Source organism: Pseudarthrobacter sp. alpha12b, assembly GCF_054130495.1.
In genome coordinates this window covers 1768366-1787398 of record NZ_CP196746.1, presented here as the reverse complement: position 1 = coordinate 1787398, position 19033 = coordinate 1768366, and the positions used below count along the sequence as shown (strand labels likewise).

The 19033-nt window shown below is 66.9% G+C and carries 16 protein-coding genes and 2 tRNA genes; 14 read left to right on the top strand and 4 right to left on the bottom strand.

What is annotated here, in order from left to right:
• Positions 1-28: 28 nt before the first annotated feature.
• The 3 genes from metG (at position 29) to ACTAQI_RS08145 (ending at position 3946) form a co-directional block, all read left to right on the top strand.
• Positions 29-1585: a methionine--tRNA ligase gene (gene metG / locus ACTAQI_RS08155; protein ID WP_457950527.1), complete on the top strand. Its 1557-nt coding sequence runs from the start codon at positions 29-31 to the stop codon at positions 1583-1585.
• A gap of 92 nt (positions 1586-1677) precedes the next feature.
• Positions 1678-2730, top strand: a complete 1053-nt coding sequence (locus ACTAQI_RS08150; protein WP_457950526.1) for a 3-isopropylmalate dehydrogenase — start codon at positions 1678-1680, stop codon at positions 2728-2730.
• A 103-nt stretch (positions 2731-2833) separates the two neighbouring features.
• Positions 2834-3946, top strand: coding sequence for a branched-chain amino acid aminotransferase (locus tag ACTAQI_RS08145; protein ID WP_457950525.1), 1113 nt, complete (start codon positions 2834-2836; stop codon positions 3944-3946).
• Positions 3947-4026: 80 nt separating this feature from the next.
• Here ACTAQI_RS08145 and ACTAQI_RS08140 read toward each other — a convergent pair whose 3' ends face one another.
• The gene (locus ACTAQI_RS08140) at positions 4027-4620 is read right to left on the bottom strand and encodes a hypothetical protein (protein ID WP_457950524.1); all 594 of its coding nucleotides are present in this window, start codon (positions 4618-4620) and stop codon (positions 4027-4029) included.
• A gap of 136 nt (positions 4621-4756) precedes the next feature.
• On the opposite strand from ACTAQI_RS08140, the gene ACTAQI_RS08135 reads away from it, so the two are divergent.
• The 4 genes from ACTAQI_RS08135 to ACTAQI_RS08120 are packed head-to-tail and all read left to right on the top strand — an operon-like array spanning position 4757 to position 8674.
• The gene (locus ACTAQI_RS08135) at positions 4757-5578 is read left to right on the top strand and encodes an MBL fold metallo-hydrolase (protein ID WP_457950523.1); all 822 of its coding nucleotides are present in this window, start codon (positions 4757-4759) and stop codon (positions 5576-5578) included.
• A 10-nt stretch (positions 5579-5588) separates the two neighbouring features.
• Positions 5589-6365 (top strand): fumarylacetoacetate hydrolase family protein, encoded by a 777-nt coding sequence (locus tag ACTAQI_RS08130; protein WP_056335278.1) that lies wholly within the window; start codon positions 5589-5591, stop codon positions 6363-6365.
• Between the two features lie 57 nt (positions 6366-6422).
• Positions 6423-7937, top strand: coding sequence for a glutamate--tRNA ligase (gene gltX, locus ACTAQI_RS08125; RefSeq protein WP_457950522.1), 1515 nt, complete (start codon positions 6423-6425; stop codon positions 7935-7937).
• Entirely contained in the window at positions 7937-8674 is a 738-nt protein-coding gene (locus tag ACTAQI_RS08120) for an HAD family hydrolase (protein ID WP_457950521.1), read from the top strand. Before gltX ends, ACTAQI_RS08120 begins: the two co-directional genes overlap by 1 nt.
• Before the next feature lie 72 nt (positions 8675-8746).
• On the opposite strand, the gene ACTAQI_RS08115 is transcribed toward ACTAQI_RS08120, so the two are convergent.
• Complete coding sequence (locus ACTAQI_RS08115; protein ID WP_457950520.1) at positions 8747-10309, bottom strand: hypothetical protein; 1563 nt, start codon at positions 10307-10309, stop codon at positions 8747-8749.
• 300 nt (positions 10310-10609) lie between these two features.
• Here ACTAQI_RS08115 and ACTAQI_RS08110 point away from each other — a divergent pair.
• From ACTAQI_RS08110 to ACTAQI_RS08090, 5 genes are all read left to right on the top strand, one after another.
• Positions 10610-10681: transfer RNA gene (locus tag ACTAQI_RS08110), tRNA-Gln, on the top strand.
• Between the two features lie 128 nt (positions 10682-10809).
• A tRNA-Glu gene (locus ACTAQI_RS08105) sits at positions 10810-10885 on the top strand.
• A gap of 119 nt (positions 10886-11004) precedes the next feature.
• On the top strand, positions 11005-12057 hold the full coding sequence (locus ACTAQI_RS08100; protein ID WP_457950519.1) for an acyltransferase family protein: 1053 nt from the start codon (positions 11005-11007) through the stop codon (positions 12055-12057).
• Between the two features lie 7 nt (positions 12058-12064).
• The gene (locus ACTAQI_RS08095; RefSeq protein ID WP_457950518.1) at positions 12065-13843 is read left to right on the top strand and encodes a dynamin family protein; all 1779 of its coding nucleotides are present in this window, start codon (positions 12065-12067) and stop codon (positions 13841-13843) included.
• Positions 13840-15456: a GTPase gene (locus tag ACTAQI_RS08090; RefSeq protein WP_457950517.1), complete on the top strand. Its 1617-nt coding sequence runs from the start codon at positions 13840-13842 to the stop codon at positions 15454-15456. Before ACTAQI_RS08095 ends, ACTAQI_RS08090 begins: the two co-directional genes overlap by 4 nt.
• A gap of 9 nt (positions 15457-15465) precedes the next feature.
• Here ACTAQI_RS08090 and ACTAQI_RS08085 read toward each other — a convergent pair whose 3' ends face one another.
• Positions 15466-16011 (bottom strand): DUF1697 domain-containing protein, encoded by a 546-nt coding sequence (locus ACTAQI_RS08085; protein ID WP_457950516.1) that lies wholly within the window; start codon positions 16009-16011, stop codon positions 15466-15468.
• Positions 16012-16054: 43 nt separating this feature from the next.
• Positions 16055-16774 (bottom strand): IclR family transcriptional regulator, encoded by a 720-nt coding sequence (locus ACTAQI_RS08080; protein WP_009356552.1) that lies wholly within the window; start codon positions 16772-16774, stop codon positions 16055-16057.
• A gap of 113 nt (positions 16775-16887) precedes the next feature.
• On the opposite strand from ACTAQI_RS08080, the gene leuC reads away from it, so the two are divergent.
• A complete protein-coding gene (gene leuC / locus ACTAQI_RS08075) occupies positions 16888-18342 on the top strand; it encodes a 3-isopropylmalate dehydratase large subunit (protein WP_457950515.1) in 1455 nt (484 codons plus the stop codon).
• A gap of 9 nt (positions 18343-18351) precedes the next feature.
• Positions 18352-18954: a 3-isopropylmalate dehydratase small subunit gene (gene leuD, locus ACTAQI_RS08070; protein ID WP_457950514.1), complete on the top strand. Its 603-nt coding sequence runs from the start codon at positions 18352-18354 to the stop codon at positions 18952-18954.
• The last annotated feature ends 79 nt before the right edge of the window (positions 18955-19033 follow it).

Below are 19033 nucleotides of genomic sequence, written 5' to 3'. Positions count from 1 at the left end.
CTTACGCACCGAAGGTAACCGTCCGAACGTGACTGCTCCAGAGAAAACGCCGTTCTACATCACCACGGCCATCACCTACCCCAACGGCGTGCCGCACATCGGCCACGCCTACGAGTACATAGCCACCGACGCCATGGCGCGCTTCAAGCGCCTTGACGGCTTTGACGTGATGTTCCTGACCGGCACGGACGAACATGGCATGAAGATTGCCCAGGCCGCGGAGAAGGAAGGCATCACGCCCAAGGAGCTGGTGGACCGCAACGCCGAGATCTACAAGGCAGCCCACTCCGCCCTGGGCATCAGCTACGACCGATTCATCCGGACCACGGACGCGGACCACTACGCGGCGTCACAGGCCATCTGGAAGAAGATGGAAGCCAACGGCGACATCTACCTCTCCAAGTACGAGGGCTGGTACTCCGTCCGGGACGAAGCGTTCTACGGCGAGGACGACACCGTGGTCAAGGACGACGGCGTGCGCTACTCGAAAGAGACGGACACCGAGGTGACGTGGACGGCCGAGGAGAGCTACTTCTTCCGGCTGTCCGCCTACCAGGACAAACTGCTGGCGCTCTACGAATCCCACCCCGAGTTCGGGGCCCCGCAGTACCGCTTCAACGAGGTCATCAGCTTCGTAAAGCGCGGCCTGGAGGACCTGTCCATCAGCCGCACCACCTTCGACTGGGGCGTTCCCGTTCCCCGCAATGACCAGCACGTCATGTATGTCTGGGTGGACGCCCTGACCAACTACCTCACCGGCGTGGGCTACCCGGACACAGAATCGGCGACGTTCCGGAAGTACTGGCCGGCCGACGTCCACATCATCGGCAAGGACATCTCCCGGTTCCACGCCATCTACTGGCCTGCTTTCCTGATGAGCGCCGGGCTGGAGCTGCCCAAGCGCGTCATGATCCACGGGTTCCTGCACAACAACGGGGTCAAGATGTCCAAGTCCCTGGGCAACGTGGTGGCCCCGGCGGACTTCGTCGCCCGCTACGGCCTGGACCAGGTGCGGTTCTTCTTCCTGCGGGAGGTGCCGTTCGGGGCCGACGGCAGCTACAACCATGAGGCCATCGTGGGTCGGATGAACTCGGACCTGGCCAACAATTTCGGCAACCTGGCCCAGCGCTCCCTGTCCATGGTGGCCAAGAACTGCAGTGCGGCAGTGCCCACTCCTGGAGAGTTCACAGCGGCGGACACCGCCATCCTGGACCAGGCCAACGGCCTGCTCGAGGCCGCCCGTGCGGCCTTCGACAAGCAGGAGTTCAGCCGTGCGCTGGAAACCATCTGGCACGTACTGGGGGACACCAACGCCTACTTCGCCGAGCAGGCGCCCTGGGTCCTGCGGAAGACCGACGTCGAACGCATGAACACCGTCCTGTACGTGACCCTGGAAGTGCTCCGGATCGTGGCGATCCTGGCCCAGCCGGTCATGCCCAACGCCACGGCCAAGCTCCTGGACGCGCTGGGCCAGCCTGAAGGTGAAGCGCGGCAGTTCGCGGCGATAGCCACGCCGATCGTTCCGGGTACTGCGCTGCCCGCTCCCACCCCCGTGTTCCCCAAATTCGAGGAATCCGCGGAGTAGGTTCTTGCCGAACGCCCTGCCGGCGGATGCGCTCCTGTCCAAAAGCTGAGACAGCTTGACCAGCATATGGATGTCTTGGCTACCCTGAAAACATGAGCGCATCCTCCATTGATCTTGCAGTTATTCCCGGCGACGGCATCGGCCCCGAAGTCATCGCCGAGGCCCTCAAAGTCCTGGAAAAGGCTGTGGCCGCGGAGGGTGTGGAGCTCAAGCCCACGCACTACGAACTCGGCGCCGAGCACTGGCTTGCCACGGGCGAGACCCTGCCGGATGAGGTCCTGACAGACCTGAAGACGCGCGACGCCATCCTCTTCGGTGCAGTGGGCGCCGCCCCCGGCGATACCCGGATTCCCTCCGGAATCATCGAGCGCGAGCTGCTCCTCAAGCTGCGCTTCAGCCTGGACCACTACGTCAACCTGCGGCCTTCCCGGCTTTACGGAACCGTTGGCAGCCCCCTGGCCAAACCCGGCACCATCGACTTCATCGTGGTGCGCGAAGGAACCGAGGGGCCCTACGTGGGCAACGGCGGCACCCTGCGGGCGGGAACCCCGCACGAGGTGGCCACGGAAGTATCCCTGAACACGGCCCACGGCGTGGAGCGCGTGGTCCGTGACGCCTTCCGCCGCGCCAGCGCACGGGAGCGCAAGCACGTCACCCTGGTGCACAAGCACAACGTCCTGGTCTTTGCCGGCCACCTGTGGAAGCGCACGGTCGAGGCCGTGGCCCAGGAATTCCCGGAGGTCACCCACGACTACCTGCACGTGGACGCCGCCACCATCTTCATGGTCACGGACCCGTCCCGCTTCGACGTGATTGTCACTGACAACCTGTTCGGTGACATCATCACCGACCTCGCCGCAGCCATCACCGGCGGCATCGGCCTGGCAGCGTCGGGCAACATCAATATGGACCGCACCGCGCCCTCCATGTTCGAGCCCGTCCACGGTTCGGCGCCTGACATCGCCGGCCAGGGCAAGGCGGACCCCACCGCGGCCATCCTCTCCGCGTCACTCCTGCTGGACCACCTGGGCTACGCCGAAGCCGCCCGCAGGATCGAAGCGGCAGTGGTTGCCGACGTCGAAAAGCGCGACGGCACCGCACGCAGCACCAGCGCCGTGGGCGACGCCATCGCTGCAGGACTCTAGCCCGCGCCGGGGCCTCCGGCATCGGGCGTAAGCTTGTCTCGAATCACCAAATGCCGCTTCGCCGTTCAGCGCTGAACCCCGGGCGGCCGATCGTGGAGGAACCATGACCCAGACCGCCCATGGCGTCGAATTCACCAGGCAGCCCTCGGCCAACCCGAAGTCTGCCGAAGAGCGTGCAGCCATCCTGGCGAACCCGGGATTCGGCAATTACTTCACCGACCACACCGCCATCGTCGACTACAGCGTGGACGCGGACGGCAACGGCGGCTGGCACGATGCCCGGATCGAACCCTACGGCCCGATCGTCCTGGACCCTTCCGCTGCCGTGTTCCACTACGGCCAGGAGATCTTCGAAGGACTCAAGGCCTACCGGCATGCGGATGGCTCCGTCTGGACCTTCCGGCCTGAGGCCAACGCCGCGCGGCTGAACAAGTCAGCCCGCCGGCTGGCCCTGCCGGAGCTTCCGGCCGAGTACTTCCTCAGCGCCATCCGCGAGCTCGTGGCAGCGGACAAGGAATGGGTGCCCTCCGGCGACGGCGAAGCCCTGTACCTGCGCCCGTTCATGATCGCCACCGAGGCCTTCCTGGGTGTCCGCGCTGCCCGCGAGGTCTCCTTCCGGGTGATTGCCTCGCCCGCCGGCAATTACTTCGGCGGCGAGCTCAAGCCCGTTTCCATCTGGATCTCCCGCCAGTACGCCCGCGCAGGCCGCGGCGGTACCGGGGATGCCAAGTGCGGTGGCAACTACGCCGCGTCGCTGATCGCGCAGCAGGAAGCGGAGGCCAACGGCTGCAAGCAGGTCCTGTTCCTGGACCAGGCCAATGACAACGCCGTAGAGGAACTGGGCGGCATGAACGTGTTCTTCGTGATGAAGGACGGATCGCTCGCCACCCCCGCGCTCACCGGCACCATCCTGGAGGGCGTCACCAGGATGTCCGTGATCCAGGTGGCCAAGGACATGGGCCGCGAGGTCGCCGAACGCAAAATCACCCTCGATGAATGGCGCGACGGCGTTGCGTCCGGCGCGATCACCGAAGTCTTCGCGTGCGGCACCGCGGCCGTCATCACCCCCATCGGCGTGCTCAAGGATGACACCGAGTTCATCGGCTCAGAGGACGCCAAAGCGGGGGAGACCACCATGGCCATCCGCGAAAAGCTCCTGGGCATCCAGACCGGCGCCGAGCCGGACACTCACGGATGGCTGACCCGCCTGGCGTAGTCCACCACTTTCGTAACGTACGACGGCGCCTGCCGGACTTTGGTCCGGCGGGCGCCGTTCTGCGTTCCGGCCGCGGACGCCTAGCGGCGTGCTGCCTTGCGGGCGGCGTTCTTCATGGCTTTGCGCGACACCGGCTTGAGTGCCTTACGGGCAGCTTCCTCCGCCAATGCCCGGTTGCGCCGGGCGTCGATGATGTCGTTCCAGAGCGTGGTGGCGAAAACGCCGCCGTCCTGGCCGTAGACGTCATAGGGGTAGCCGGCGAAGACAGAGGGGGTGGGGCCGCTGGTGAACAGGTTTTTGCCGTCTGCCTTTGCCACTGCGTCGCCCACAGCCCAGGTCCGCGTCAGGTGGCGGGTGAGGTTCTCCTGCACGAAGACGGTGGCGTCGCCGGAGCGGGAGGCCTGGTCCAGCAGCGTTTCCAGTTCCGAGGCGATCAGCGCGGCGCCGGCCTGGTCAGCGGGCGCGGAGGCGGCGTCCAGTTCTGCCGTGATGCCGTTGACGGCGTCCGTCCAGTCGCTGGTTTCGCGGAACTTCTTCCACGTGGGAAACCAGATGATGCTGCCGGTCGCGTGGTTGTGGATGTGCAGGAGGCCGGTGGCCTTTTCGGTCGCCGAGTGGTCGTGGCCGTCTGCGTCCGCCTGGGCGAGAAGGTCTGCGAGTGATGTTGTGCTCATTGGGGGATTCGGCTTCCTGGTGTAGATCGTTGTGCTGTCATTGGTTGCCAACCCGGGGCCGCCGCTGTTCTATTCCGCGGGCGCCCACATGGGCGACTGGATGGGGGAGGGCGGAACTGGATGCAAGGATGGGTCAGTGACCTCAGTTACCGGCCCCCGCCTGCAGCGCAGCTCCGGGCTCACACAGTTCATCCTGGCTCCCAACCCGGGCCCCATGAGCCTGGACGGCACAAACTCCTATGTCCTGCGTGCCCCCGGCCATTCCTCCGTGGTGGTGGTGGATCCTGGTCCACAGGATGAAACGCATCTGGCGGCACTGGCCGGTGTCGGCGCCGTCGAACTGATCCTGGTGACCCACCGGCACGCGGACCATACGGCGGGTGCTGCCCGGCTGCACGAGCTAACGGGTGCGCCGGTCCGCGCCATGGATCCCCACCACTGCCACGGCGGGGGAGGACCGCTGGTCCATGGTGAAGCCATTCGGGCTGCGGGGCTGGCGATCGTTGTCCTGGCCACGCCGGGCCACACCAGCGATTCCGTCTGTTTCCACTTGCCTGCGGACGGCACGTCCGGCTCGGTGCTGACCGGCGACACTGTCCTTGGCCGCGGCACCACCGTGCTGGACTATCCGGACGGCACGCTGGGCGACTACCTCGCGTCCCTGGACCGCCTCGAGGCTTTGGGGCCGGCAACCGTCCTCCCGGCCCACGGCCCGGTCCTGCCTTCCGTTGAAGCCATCGCCCGGGACTACCGTAGGCACCGGGAAGAAAGGCTGGAGCAGATCCGCGCCGCACTGGACGGGCTGGGCCAGGATGCAGCCGTGGGGGAGGTGGCTGACGCCGTCTATTCCGACGTCGGCCCTTCCGTCCGGCGTGCCGCCGAGCTGTCCGTGGCCGCCCAGTTGGAATACCTGCGCGGCGGCGGCACCGCGGACAGGCCGGCCCCGGCGAAACGGTAGGGTAGGAGCCATGCGTATTGCCAGGTTTGTCGTTGATTCTGATCCCCTGTACGGCGTGGTGGAAGGTGAACCGGGCAGTGAGGAGATCACTGTCATCCACGGCGACCCCTTCTTCAATGGTGTGGAGCGCACCTCCGTGCGCCACAAGCTGGAGGACGTCCGGCTGCTGGCCCCCATCATCCCGCGGAGCAAGGTGATCGGCGTAGGCCGTAACTTCGTGGAGCACGCCCATGAGCTCGGCAACGAAGTACCCGCCCAGCCGCTGCTGTTCCTGAAGCCCAACACCGCCGTCGTGGGCCCCAACGACCCCGTAGTGCTGCCGGAATTCTCGGAAGAGGTCTCGTTCGAAGCTGAACTCTGCGTGGTGATCGGACGGATCTGCAAGGACGTGCCGGAAGACCGCGTGGACGACGTCATCTTCGGGTATACCTGCGGAAACGACCTCACGGCCCGCGATGTCCAGAAGACGGACCTCCAGTGGACCCGTGCCAAGGGCTTCGACACCTCGGCGCCGCTGGGGCCCTGGATCGAGACCGACCTGGACACCGAGGACCTGCAGATCCAGGGCCGGCTCAACGGCGAGGTGCGCCAGGACGGCAGCACCAGCCAGATGATCCGCGGCGTCCGCGAACTGGTGTCTGTTGTGTCGCAGGCGTTCACCCTGCTGCCCGGCGATGTGATCATGACCGGCACGCCCGCCGGCGTGGGCCTGGTCAAGGAGGGCGACCGCTTCGAGGTGGAAATCGAGGGCATCGGCCGGCTGTCCAACCCCATCGTCCGCCGCTGACACTGTCCTGCCGCGCGGAAGGCCGCACGCGGCCAGGCGGGTAAAGTTGAAGCCACTATGAGTATCGCTTCTTCGTCACCTGCCGCCGCCATCCCGCCCGTCACCGCAGAAACGCCCGTCCGCGTGCGTTTCTGCCCCTCTCCCACGGGCACCCCGCACGTCGGATTGATCCGTACAGCCCTGTTCAACTGGGCCTACGCGCGCCACACCAAGGGCACGCTGGTCTTCCGGATCGAGGACACGGACGCGGCGCGCGACAGCGAGGAAAGCTACCACCAGCTGCTGGACGCGCTGAAGTGGCTGGGCATCGACTGGGACGAGGGCGTGGAGGTGGGCGGCCCGCATGAGCCGTACCGGCAGTCCCAGCGCGGCGACATCTACCAGGACGTCATCAAGCGGCTGCATGAGGCCGGGTTCATCTACGAGTCCTTCTCCACCCCGGACGAGATCGAGGCGCGGCACCGCGCCGCAGGCCGGGACCCGAAGCTTGGCTACGACGGCTTTGACCGGCACCTGACGGATGAGCAGCTGGCACAGTACCGGGCAGAGGGCCGGCAGGCAGTCCTCCGCCTGCGCATGCCGGACGAGGACATCACCTTCGCCGACCTGGTCCGCGGCGACATCACCTTCAAGGCCGGGTCGGTCCCCGACTTTGCCGTGGTGCGGGCCAATGGTGCGCCGCTGTACACCCTGGTGAACCCCGTGGATGACGCGCTGATGGGCATCACGCACGTACTCCGGGGCGAGGACCTGCTCAGCTCCACGCCGCGCCAGGTTGCCCTCTACCGGGCCCTGTACGCCATCGGCGTTGCCGAGTACATGCCGGAGTTCGGCCACCTGCCGTACGTGATGGGCCAGGGCAACAAGAAGCTGTCCAAGCGGGACCCGGAGTCCAGCCTCTTCCTGCACCGGGAGCGGGGCTTCATTCCCGAGGGGCTGCTGAACTACCTGTCCCTGCTGGGCTGGTCCCTCAGCGCGGACGAGGACATCTTCACCGTGGAACAGCTCGTGGAGCACTTCGACATCCACGACGTCCTGGGCAACCCGGCCCGCTTCGACCTCAAGAAGGCCGAGGCCATCAACGGCACCCACGTCCGGATGCTCGATCCCAAGGTGTTCCGCGACCGGGTGGCGCACTACCTGCGCGAGGCGGGCCTGGTGGGGGAGATCCTGACCGACCGCGAGGAAGAGATCCTCACCGAAGCGGCACCCCTGATCCAGGAGCGCATCACGCTGCTGGGCGAAGCACCGGAGATGCTGGCGTTCCTGTTCAAGGCGGATGACGCCGTCGATGTTGCCGATGACGCCCGCAAGGGCCTTCCCGCCAACCTTCCCGAGGTGCTGGACGCCGCCACTGCCGCCCTGGAACCGGTGGAGGACTGGACGGCGGAGAACATCCAGGTTGCCCTCAAGCAGGCCCTGGTGGAGGACATGGGGATCAAGCCGCGGCTTGCCTTCGGGCCTGTCCGCACGGCTGTTTCCGGCCGCCGCGTCTCGCCGCCCCTGTTCGAGTCCATGGTGATCCTGGGCAAGGAGTCCTCCCTGCGCCGGCTCCGTGCCTTCCGCGGCTGATGACCGCCCCAAGCCAGGCAGCAGCCGGCGTATTGAAGACAGCTTTCGGCACTGTCCGCGGTGTCCTGTTCGACATTGACGACACCCTGGTGGACCTTGAGTATTCGATGACCACCGCCCTGCGCGAGGTCAGCGAACACCTCCTGCCGGGCCTGGACCAGGCCGGGTGGGAGCGGTTCGGGCGCATCTTTACGCACGAAACCACGCATTACTACGACCGCTACCTGGCCGGTGAGCTGACCTTCAACGAACAGCGGCTGCTTCGGGGCCGGGCTGCCTTGGGCCACTTCGGTGTGGAACTGGCCGACGGCGAGGAGTCGCACCGGTGGCTGAGCGCGTACATGGAGAAGCAGCCGGCGTACGTCAAGCCGTTTCCCGACGTGCTGCCGCTGCTGGACGTCCTGGACAGTGCGGGCATCCCCTATGGTGCCGTAAGCAACAATGTCCACGATTACCAGCGGGCCAAGCTGGACGGTGCCGGGCTGGAACGGATCACCCGTCTGGTGGGCACTGACACCCTGGGCGTCGCCAAGCCCGATCCGGCAATGTACCTTGAAGGCGTCAGGCTCCTGGGCACTTCCCCTGCCGAAACGCTATATGTGGGTGACAACCGGCTGCTGGACGCGGAAGGCTCCACCGCGGCCGGCCTGGTGGGCGTGTGGCTCAACCGTGGGGGCGAGGTCGTCGAAGGCTTCGAGGGCGGCATGCTGGCTTCCCTGGACCAGCTGCTGCTGTAGGCCGCACCCCGCAGTGACCGCGGCCCTCCTTCGAGGACCGCGGTCGCTGCGTGGACGCCGGTGCTCCCGCCGTCAGGCCGCTGCGGGTCGCAGGGAACGCCTGCGAAGAACCAGGTAGGACCCGACGGCGGCGGCCACCAGCAGTGCCACCAGGAGCAGCGCCACGGCAGGGTTGTCCAGCCACGACGACGGCGACACAGCCGCCACCTTCGAATGAAGCTCCTGGGTGCCGGCCGCGATTCTCGAATTGCCGTCGGCCAGTTTGCCTGCACCACTGGCGAGCTTGCCGGAGCCGTCGTCCAGCTTGCCGTTGCCGTCAGCCAGCTGTCCGGTTCCGGCAGCGAGCTGGGCGGAGCCCGCTTGCAGCTGGCCTGTGCCGCGGCTCAGCGCGACCGTGCCGTCCGACAGCGCCTCGGTTCCGGCCAGCAGGCCCGGGTTGCCGGGGTCGCCGCCGCCGTTGATTCCCGCGCTGAGCTTAGTGGTGCCGTCCTGGAGGCTGTTTGCGGCGTAGATCAGGCCGGGGCTGTCCGGGTTGCCGGGGACGCCGTCCATTCCCACCCTGATTTTGGCCGTGCCCTCGGCCAGCATGGATGTTCCAAGCACCACACCCGGGTTTTGTGGGTCCGTGGCATTGAGCTTTTCGGCCAGGGTGGCGAAGCCCGCCTTCAGTCGGGTCGCGCCGTCGTTCAACTGGCCGGCTCCCGTGTTCAATTTGCCGGTTCCGGCCTTCAGCTGCCGTGCGCCGTCGTTCAGCTTTGCTGCTCCCGCATCGAGCTGCCCAGCCCCTGCGTAGGCGCGCCGGCCGCCGTCGGCCAGTTTGGCGATCTGGTCCTTGATCACCGCAAGGGGCACCAGGCCCTGGGGCCCGTTCGCCGCCGCTTCCAGCTGGTCCAGCCCCTGGCTGAGGGCGGCGAGTCCGTCGCCCTTGGTGCGATCGTTGCCTGCACCGGGGTAACCCTTCAGCTGCGCTGTTCCGTTCTTCAGTGCCGCAGTCCCGTCGCCCAAGCTGGAGGCGCCGGCATCCAGTTGCCCGGCTCCCGCCGCGAGCTGGCCGGTGCCCACTGCCAGCTGGCCCGCTCCGTCGGCGAGGTTGTTCGGAGCGTTTCCGGCGGCCGTGGGGGTCAGGGCCGCGGAAAGTGCCACGGCCCCCGCCTGCAGCTTCCGGGCGCCGTCATCCACCTGGTAAACGCCCGGGACGAGTTTGTTCAGGACGTCATTCTGCAGCTTGGTGGTGCCGGCATGCAGCTTGTCCACCCCCGGCGCCAGCTGGTCCCGGACTCCGGTATAGATCTTCCCGGCGCCGGTCTGCAGGGCCGCGGCCCCGGTGTTCAGCTCGGCGCTGCCGTCCTTGACCTTGACCGAGCCGTCCTTCACCTGCACCGCGCCTTTGCTCGCTGCGCCCGCCCCCGTGGCCAGCTGCCCCGAGCCGTCCTTGAGCTGTGCAGCGCCCGCGGCCGCCTGTTCGGCGCCGTCCATCAGCTGGGCGGCACCGTTGGAGATCTGGCCCGTGAGGTAGGTGTAAAAGGCAAGGAAAAGGGCGAGCAACAGGGACAAGGCGGTGATCGCGATGGACTGGGACCGGGGTCTGGGCTTAGCTGCGGCAATGGTTGCTGTGCGGGTTGTCAACGCTGACACTTCCTAACTTTCCGCCGGACGACGCTGCCCGGGGCGAAAACCGTGGCTGGTAAGGCGTTCCCGTTTCCTCGTGGGTGCCCCACAGGCGGGGCGGGGAGGTTGTTACCGATGGGTAACTTACTCGAGGGTAACCACATGACCGGACGGTGGGCAAGGGTTTGGGCCGACCAGTCCGCTGGGCCGTCCCGCGCCTGCGATGCCCTCGATTTGTGCGAGCCGAAAGTCTCGGGTAAAGTAACTTCTCGTGCTGAGGCGCACGGAGCAGGGAAAACGCCCTGAAAACCGGCCCGAAAGTACCATTGGGATATGGTGTAATTGGCAACACTACGGTTTCTGGTACCGTCATTCTAGGTTCGAGTCCTGGTATCCCAGCTCTGGTTTGCAGGCTGATTTCAGCCGCAAAACAGTAGGTTTCCACTCGGTTGTCCGATTTGAAACCAGAGCAAAGTGTATGAAATACTCACTGAGCTTGAGCAGCGGAAACGCTGCCGGAAGTACATGGCCCCATCGTATAGCGGCCTAGTACGCCGCCCTCTCACGGCGGTAACGCGGGTTCGAATCCCGCTGGGGTCACCATCGGAAATGGTCCCGGGCAACAGCCCGGGGCCATTTTTGGTTAAAACTGCGCTGACCTCGCGCAAACGTTGCGGGGCCCCGCCTACTCTGAACTCCAGGGGCGAGCGTCGGGGGAAGATGTGCTGGGGAAACGTTTTGCTGATGGCAAGAATTCGTTGAATGCCATCCGGCTGGTGCTCGCAGCCCTTGTGGTTGTTTCGCACTCATGGTGGCTTGGCGCCTATGGGCCCGAACCGGCACCGGGGGGAGTCAAGCTGGGGAGCTGGGCAGTTCTTGGATTCTTCGGTATTTCCGGGTACCTGATCACCCGGAGCAGGATGCGGGTGACGGGCAGTACCTATTGGCGTGCGCGCTTCCTGAGAATATTTCCCGGACTTGTCGCCTGCGTAGCGGCAGTAGCGTTTGTCATCGCCCCACTGACGGCCGTGACGACAGGGCGGAGCTATTGGTTTCCCGACGCCGTGCTCTACTTTGCAAGCAACCTGTCCGCGGGATTCCCCGGAGTTGCCGTTGGGGGCATTCCGGGATCGTTGGACGGCGTTCCTGATCCCCGACTGTGGAACGGGCCCCTATGGACTTTATTCTGGGAAATCGCCTGCTACATGTTGATTGGCGTTTTGTTTCTCGCGCTTAAAGCAGAGTTGGCGCGGGTGGCGGTGCTTTGTCTCTTCCTTGCGGGCACCGTTGCCGCATTTGCCGTTGATGCCGGCTGGACCTTCCCACCAACCCCTTACGATTGGCCTCTTGTGCCCGTGATCACCTTTCTCGCGGGCTCGCTGGTGTACATGTTCCGGGACTGGATCCCGGCGGGACGCGGAGCCGCATTGTTGTCCGCTGGCTTCGTCGTGTTGGTTGCTTCGCTGGGTTACGCGCAGTCGCTCGTGCACATACCGTTGTGTATTCTCCTTCTGGCCAGCTCTCTGCATCTGCCGTTGTCACGTATCGGTTCGCGCTTCGATATCTCTTATGGCGTGTACATCTACGGCTGGCCGGTCCAGCAGGTCCTGGCATCCATGGGGCTGCATACTGTGGTTCCACCGCTGCTATTCGCCGCGGCATCGCTGCTGGCGGTAGCGCCTGCAGCCTGGCTATCGTGCCGTTACGTGGAAATGCCGGCGCGGAGCTGGTTCCCACTTACAAAAGACCGGGGGCCAGCCACTCAACTGGCATGATGTTGCTGTGACCTCCCATGACGAGTACGGCCGCCCTTCCCAGCAGCCACCGCAGAACATTGCCGCGGTGACCCTGCTGGAGGAGATCCGCAGCGGACTGGACGACGTCACGCTGCCGTTGGCCCTGCCGGGCGCAGACCAGGGCCGCCGCGAAACCTCAGCGGCAAGATCCCAGCTGGACGACTACATCCTCCCGCGGTACCGCAGCCTGGACGCTCCGCTGCTTGCCGTCGTCGGCGGTTCCACGGGTGCCGGCAAGTCCACCTTGGTGAATGGACTCGTGGGGCATCCCGTCACCCGCGCCGGCGCCATCCGCCCCACCACCCGACAGCCCATCCTGCTGCACAACCCCGCCGAAGCAACGTGGTTTGAAGGCCAGCGCGTCCTCCCGGGCCTAAGCCGGATACGCGGAACGCTGGCGGCGAGCCCGGTGCCCCTGGGCCGGACAGGCCAGGCGGGGGAGCCGGCCGGTGCCACCGACTCCCTGGTGCTGTTGGCTGACCCGGCAGTACCTGCAGGCATCGCCCTCCTCGACGCGCCCGACGTCGACTCCATCTCCGACCAGAACCGCCTGCTTGCCGGGCAGCTGCTGGCCGCCGCTGACCTTTGGGTGTTTGTCACCACAGCCAACCGGTACGCTGACGCTGTCCCCTGGAAGCTCCTGCTGGGTGCTGCGGGCCGCGACATCACCGTAGCCGTGGTGCTGGACCGGGTGCCGCAGGGAGCCGAAGCCGAGGTGAGCCAGGACCTGCGGGGACTGCTGGACCGTGAAGGACTGGCCGGAAGCCGCCTTTTCATCATTGCCGAAACGGTCCTGGACGCACACGGCATGCTGCCCGCCGGTGCCGTGGATGAGCTGCAGGAGTGGCTGGCGTCCCTGGCCGCTGACGCCGCAGGCCGCGCCGACGTTGCGCGGAGGACCCTGAACGGGACGGTCCGCGCTTTGGCCCAGCGCGTCGCGGACATCGCCGAGGCCGCGCGGGAAGAGGAACGGGCAGCCGCCCGGCTCGAATCCGACGCCGTTGCTGCCTATGGGAATGCGGCCACCCGGATCCTCGACGCTACCCGCGACGGAGCCCTGCTCCGGGGTGAGGTGCTGGCCCGCTGGCAGGACTTTGTGGGCACCGGCGAATTCTTCCGCGCCCTTGAGCAGAACGTGGGGCGGTTCCGGGACCGCCTGGGGGCGTTTTTCCGGGGTGAGCCGGCGCCGGCGGTGCGGGTGGAGGCGGCCATCGAGACCGGCCTGCAGGCAGTGATTGTCGACGAGGCAGCCAACGCTGCGGAAGACACGGACCAGCGGTGGCGCTCAGACCCGGCCGGCAGGGAGCTGCTGGCCTCGGACGACCTCTCAGGCACTGCGCCCGGGTTCGCCGACCGGGCCGCCGCGGAAATTCGGGCCTGGCAGGAAGCGCTGATGGAGCTGATCCGAACCGAGGGCCAGGGGAAACGCACCCAGGCGCGCTGGCTGTCCTTCGGCATCAACGGCCTGGGTGCGGCGCTGATGATCGTGGTGTTTTCGATGACTGCGGGACTGACCGGACTTGAGATCGGCGTGGCCGGCGGCACCGCCGTCGTGGGCCAGCGCCTGCTGGAGGCAGTGTTCGGCGAGGATGCTGTGCGCCGGATGGCCGACAAGGCGCGCGAGGACCTGGCGGCGCGCTGCCAGCAGTTGCTGATGGACGAGCAGCAGAAGTTCCTGCAGAGGTTGCCTGCGGAGAATCCCGCCCTGGCGCAGACGCTTGCCGCGCAGGCCGGAGAACTGGCCCGGCTGGCGGAGAGTGCGTGAGCCGCCACAGCGGGGCGCGTGAGTCCTCGCGGCTGGACGGCCGGCTCCAGGCGCTCCAGGACGCCCGCGAACTGGGGGAGGGGGTTCTTCCGGACCTGGCGCTGCAGGAAGCCTTCGACATCCTGGAACGTGCAAGTTCCCGGCGCTCATTGTCCGGTGACCACACGGTGGTCGGTTTCTTCGGGGCGACGGGAAGCGGCAAGTCATCCCTCTTCAACGCCGTAAGCGGCGCAGAGATCGCGACGGCGGCGGCGCGCCGTCCCACCACCTCGGAACCCTTGGCGGGTGTCTGGGGAGCAGCGGGGAGCGAGGCGCTCCTTGACTGGCTGGAGGTGGGGAACCGGCACCACGCCGCGCCGGTGGCGGGCTTCGCCGACGAACAGACCGGCCTGATCCTGCTGGACCTGCCCGATTTCGACTCCACCCGGGCCGCCAACCGCGAGATCGTGCAGCGCATGGTGGGCATGGTGGACGTCCTGGTCTGGGTCCTCGATCCGCAAAAGTATGCCGACGCCGCCGTCCACAAAGGATTCCTGGCACCGCTGGCGTCCCACGGGGCCGTCACGCTTGTGGTCCTGAATCAGGTGGACCGGCTGCCCGCGCATGACGTGCAGCCGGTGCTTGACTCACTGCACGCGATCCTTGCCGGGGAAGGGCTGGGACAGGTCCGGGTCCTCGCTTCGTCCGCCCTGACCGGGACCGGGATTGCGGAGGTGCGCGCAGCGATCCGGAAGGTGGCTGTCCAGCGGCAGGCCCAGTCCCGGCGCCTGGAGGCCGATATCACCAAGGCAGCGGAAGACCTGCGCAATGCCTCCGGCGACGGTGAAGCTGCAGGGATCCGTTCCACCGACAGGACACGGCTCGCTGACGAACTGGCCACCGCGGCAAATGTGCCTGCCGTGGTGCGCGCCGTCGGGCAGTCTTACCGCCTCGAGTCCGTGCGCCGTACCGGCTGGCCGGTGACCCGCTGGCTCTCCAGGTTCCGGGTTGACCCGCTGCGGCGGCTCAACCTCCGCAGCAGTTCTCCTGCCGGCCTGAACAGGACGTCGCTGCCGCCGGCAGGTGCGCCGGAACGGGCGCGCACGGATGCAGCTGTAAGGGAGTTCGCGGACTCGGCCAGCGCGGGAGCGCCGGGCCCTTGGCGGGCAGCGATCCGGGGGGCCGCCAGGGCCGGCCGGGACCGATTGCCCGATGCGCTGGACCAGGCCATCGCAGGAACGGACCTCGGTGCCAACCGCAGGGCGTGGTGGTGGGGTGCCTTCAACGTGGTGCAGTGGCTGGCGCTGCTGACAGTGCTGGGTGGCCTGGGCTGGCTCGGCGTCCTGGCCGGGCTGGCCTACCTGCAGCTGCCGGTGCCGGAGGTGCCACGCGTCGAAGGCTGGCCGGTACCCACCCTGATGATCGCTTTCGGCCTGGTGCTGGGGATCTTCCTGGCCATCACGGGGCGGTTCATTGCGGCCGGAGCTGCCCGGGCAAGGGCGGCAAAGGCACGACGACGGCTCAACAGTGCCGTTGCGGCCGCGGCGCAGGCGCTGGTGGTGGCACCGGTGGAGGCAGAGATTGGCAGGCTGGCTGCCTTCAACAAGGCGTTGAAGAAAGCCTCGCGGGCGTAAGGCTGTTGGCTACCCGGCGTCCAGGGCATTCGCCGCGTCGCGCACTTTGATCAGGGTGCGCAGGTTCCGGGTGGTGGTTGCGGCTTTGAACTTCGCCTTTGCGCTGATTTTGCTGAAGGCGCTGTCCAGGGTGCCGCCCACCGGGGCCAGCCAGGCAAGCGCCTCCGGCGCCAGCCGCTGCTGGTCCTGGCCTTCCAGGACTGAGCCGGCTGCCTCCAGGTCATCGAGGACAGCTGTGTCCGAGGAGATGGTGATGTAGGCGTGGGTGGACTTGTCGTCTTCCGGATAGGGGCAGGCATCCACCAGGTGGCCCACCCGCCCGGCGTCCAGGACCACTACCCACGCTTGGTAGCCGAAGGCCGCGCGGAGGCACTTCTCGCACTCGGCCTTGACCGCTGCCGCGTCCAGGCTGCTGGAGAGCACCACGTTTCCGCTGGCCAGCAGGGTCTTTGCGTCGGGGAAACCACAGTTCTTCAGCGCGTCCCTGAGGTCCGCCATCTTGATATTGATTCCGCCAACGTTGATGCCCCGGAGGAACACTGCATAGCTGCCCATGGGCACAGCCTAGCGGCCGGGGCCGCCGGGGGACCGGAAGGCCTTAGTCGTTGTTCTTTCGCAGCGCCTCGGTGAGGATGCGGCCGGCATTGCAGACCACTTCGGCGTGCAGGCGTCCGGGCTGGCGGGTCAGCCGCTCGATCGGGCCGGAGATGGAGACGGCGGCGATCACCCTGCCGGACGGACCCCGCACCGGTGCCGAGACTGAAGCGACCCCCGGCTCGCGTTCGCCCAGGCTCTGTCCCCAGCCCCGGCGTCGTACTCCTGCCAGGACGGTGGGCGTGAAGCGGGCCGACTGCAGGCCCTCGAGGAGCCGGTCGTGGTCCTCCCAGGCGAGCAGGACCTGCGCGGCGGAGCCCGCCTTCATGGACAATTGGGTGCCTACGGGAATGGTGTCGCGCAGGCCGATGGGGCGCTCGGCGGATGCCACGCAGACGCGCCAGTCGCCCTGGCGCCGGAAGATCTGGGCGCTTTCGCCCGTGGCGTCGCGCAACTGCATGAGTACCGGCCCGGCGGAGGCGATCAGGCGGTCCTCGCCGGCGGCGGAGGCGAGCTCAACGAGCCTGCTGCCGAGAACGAACCGGCCCTGGATATCGCGGCTGACCAGCCGGTGGTGCACCAGCGCCAAAGCGAGGCGGTGGACAGTGGGGCGGGCCAGGCCGGTGGCGGCCACGAGCTGCGCCAGCGTGGTGGGTCCTGCCTCGAGGGCATCAAGCACCTGGGCCGCTTTATCAATGACACCGACTCCACTAGAATTGTCCATGTAATGATATTGCCGTCTCATTATCTGAGATGCAAATCTTTCAGGTGGCGCGGTGCCAAGTCCTCCTGATTCAGTTGGACCAATCAGCCAAACAGCAGTGAAGGGAGATGGCCATGGGACAGACATTGGCCGAGAAAGTCTGGGACGCACACGTGGTGCGCAAAGGTGACGGCGATGGTGCCAACGCCCAGCCCGACCTTCTGTTCATCGACCTCCACCTGGTCCACGAAGTCACGTCCCCGCAGGCGTTTGAGGGCCTGCGGCTGGCCGGGCGCAAGCTGCGCCGGCCGGACCTGACCATCGCCACCGAGGACCACAACACCCCCACCCTGGACATCGACAAGCCCATTGCCGATCTCACCAGCCGCACCCAGATCCAGACCCTGCGCAACAACTGCGCCGAGTTCGGGGTCCGGCTGCACAGCCTGGGCGACGCTGAGCAGGGCATTGTCCACGTGGTGGGTCCGCAGCTGGGCCTCACCCAGCCCGGCATGACGGTTGTCTGCGGCGACTCGCACACCTCCACCCACGGCGCCTTCGGTGCGCTGGCCATGGGCATCGGCACCTCCGAGGTGGAGCACGTCATGGCCACCCAGACCCTGTCGCTCAAGCCGTTCAAGACCATGGCCATCAACGTGGAGGGTACACTGCGGCCCGGCGTTACCGCCAAGGACATTATCCTCGCCGTGATCGCCAAAATTGGCACCGGCGGCGGGCAGGGCTACGTGCTGGAATACCGCGGCTCCGCCATCCGGGCACTGTCCATGGAGGCGCGGATGACCATCTGCAACATGTCCATCGAGGCTGGCGCCAGGGCCGGCATGGTCGCGCCGGACCAGACCACGTACGACTACATGTACGGCCGCCCGCATGCGCCGGAGGGCGCTGAGTGGGACGCGGCCGTCGAATACTGGAACACGCTGAAGACCGACGACGACGCCACCTTCGACGTCGAGGTGGACCTGGACGCCGACACGCTGGAGCCGTTCGTCACGTGGGGCACCAACCCAGGCCAGGGCGTGTCCCTGTCCCAGGCCGTACCGTCCCCCGAGGACTTCGGCGACGAAAACGCCAAGGCCGCCGCGGAACGGGCCCTGCAGTACATGGGACTCGAGGCGGGCACCCCGATGAAGGACATCCGGGTGGACACCGTCTTCCTGGGCTCCTGCACCAACTCGCGGATGGAAGACCTGCGGGCCGCGGCGGACATCATCCGCGGGCGCACCAAGGACCCGAACATCCGGATGCTCGTTGTCCCGGGCTCGGCCCGCGTCCGGCTCGAAGCCGAAGCGGAAGGCCTGGACAAGGTCTTCAAGGACTTCGGCGCCGAATGGCGGTTTGCCGGCTGCTCGATGTGCCTGGGCATGAACCCGGACCAGCTGGAGGTGGGGGAGCGTTGTGCCTCCACGTCCAACCGCAACTTTGAGGGGCGCCAGGGCAAGGGCGGCCGCACGCACCTGGTCTCGCCGGTGGTGGCGGCAGCCACGGCCGTTCGCGGCACGCTCAGCTCGCCGTCGGACCTTGAACCGGCGCCCGAACCCGCAGCCATCCGCATCGACGCAGCCTAGGACAACACCATGGAAAAGTTCACCAAGCACACCGGCATCGGCGTCCCGCTGCGCCAGAGCAACGTTGACACCGATCAGATCATCCCCGCGGTGTACCTCAAGCGCATCACCCGGACAGGCTTCGAGGACGCCCTGTTCTCGGCGTGGCGGAAAGACTCCTCCTTCATCCTGAACCAGGAGCCGTTCAACGCCGGTTCCGTCCTGGTGGCCGGCCCGGACTTCGGCACCGGATCCTCCCGCGAGCACGCAGTCTGGGCGTTGAAGGACTACGGCTTCAAAGCCGTCCTGTCCTCCCGGTTCGCCGATATTTTCCGCGGCAACTCGGGCAAGCAGGGGCTGTTGGCCGCGCAGGTGGCCCAGGACGACATCGAGCTCATCTGGAAGGAGCTCGAAAATGCACCGGGGACCCAGGTCACGGTGGACCTCGAGTCCAAAACCGTGGTCTGCGGCAACATCGTGGCGCCCTTCGAGATCGACGACTACACACGCTGGCGGCTCCTGGAAGGCCTGGATGACATCGGGCTGACCCTCCAACATGAAGCCGACATCACCGCCTACGAGGCGACCCGCCCGGCGTTCAAGCCCAAGACCCTGCCCGCCAAGCTGTCCTAGCTCCGGTGCGCCATCCGGCGGCGGGCGCGGGTCCCGCCACGCCCCGCCGCCGGTGCCCCCTTATTTCGGTTCGGTAACG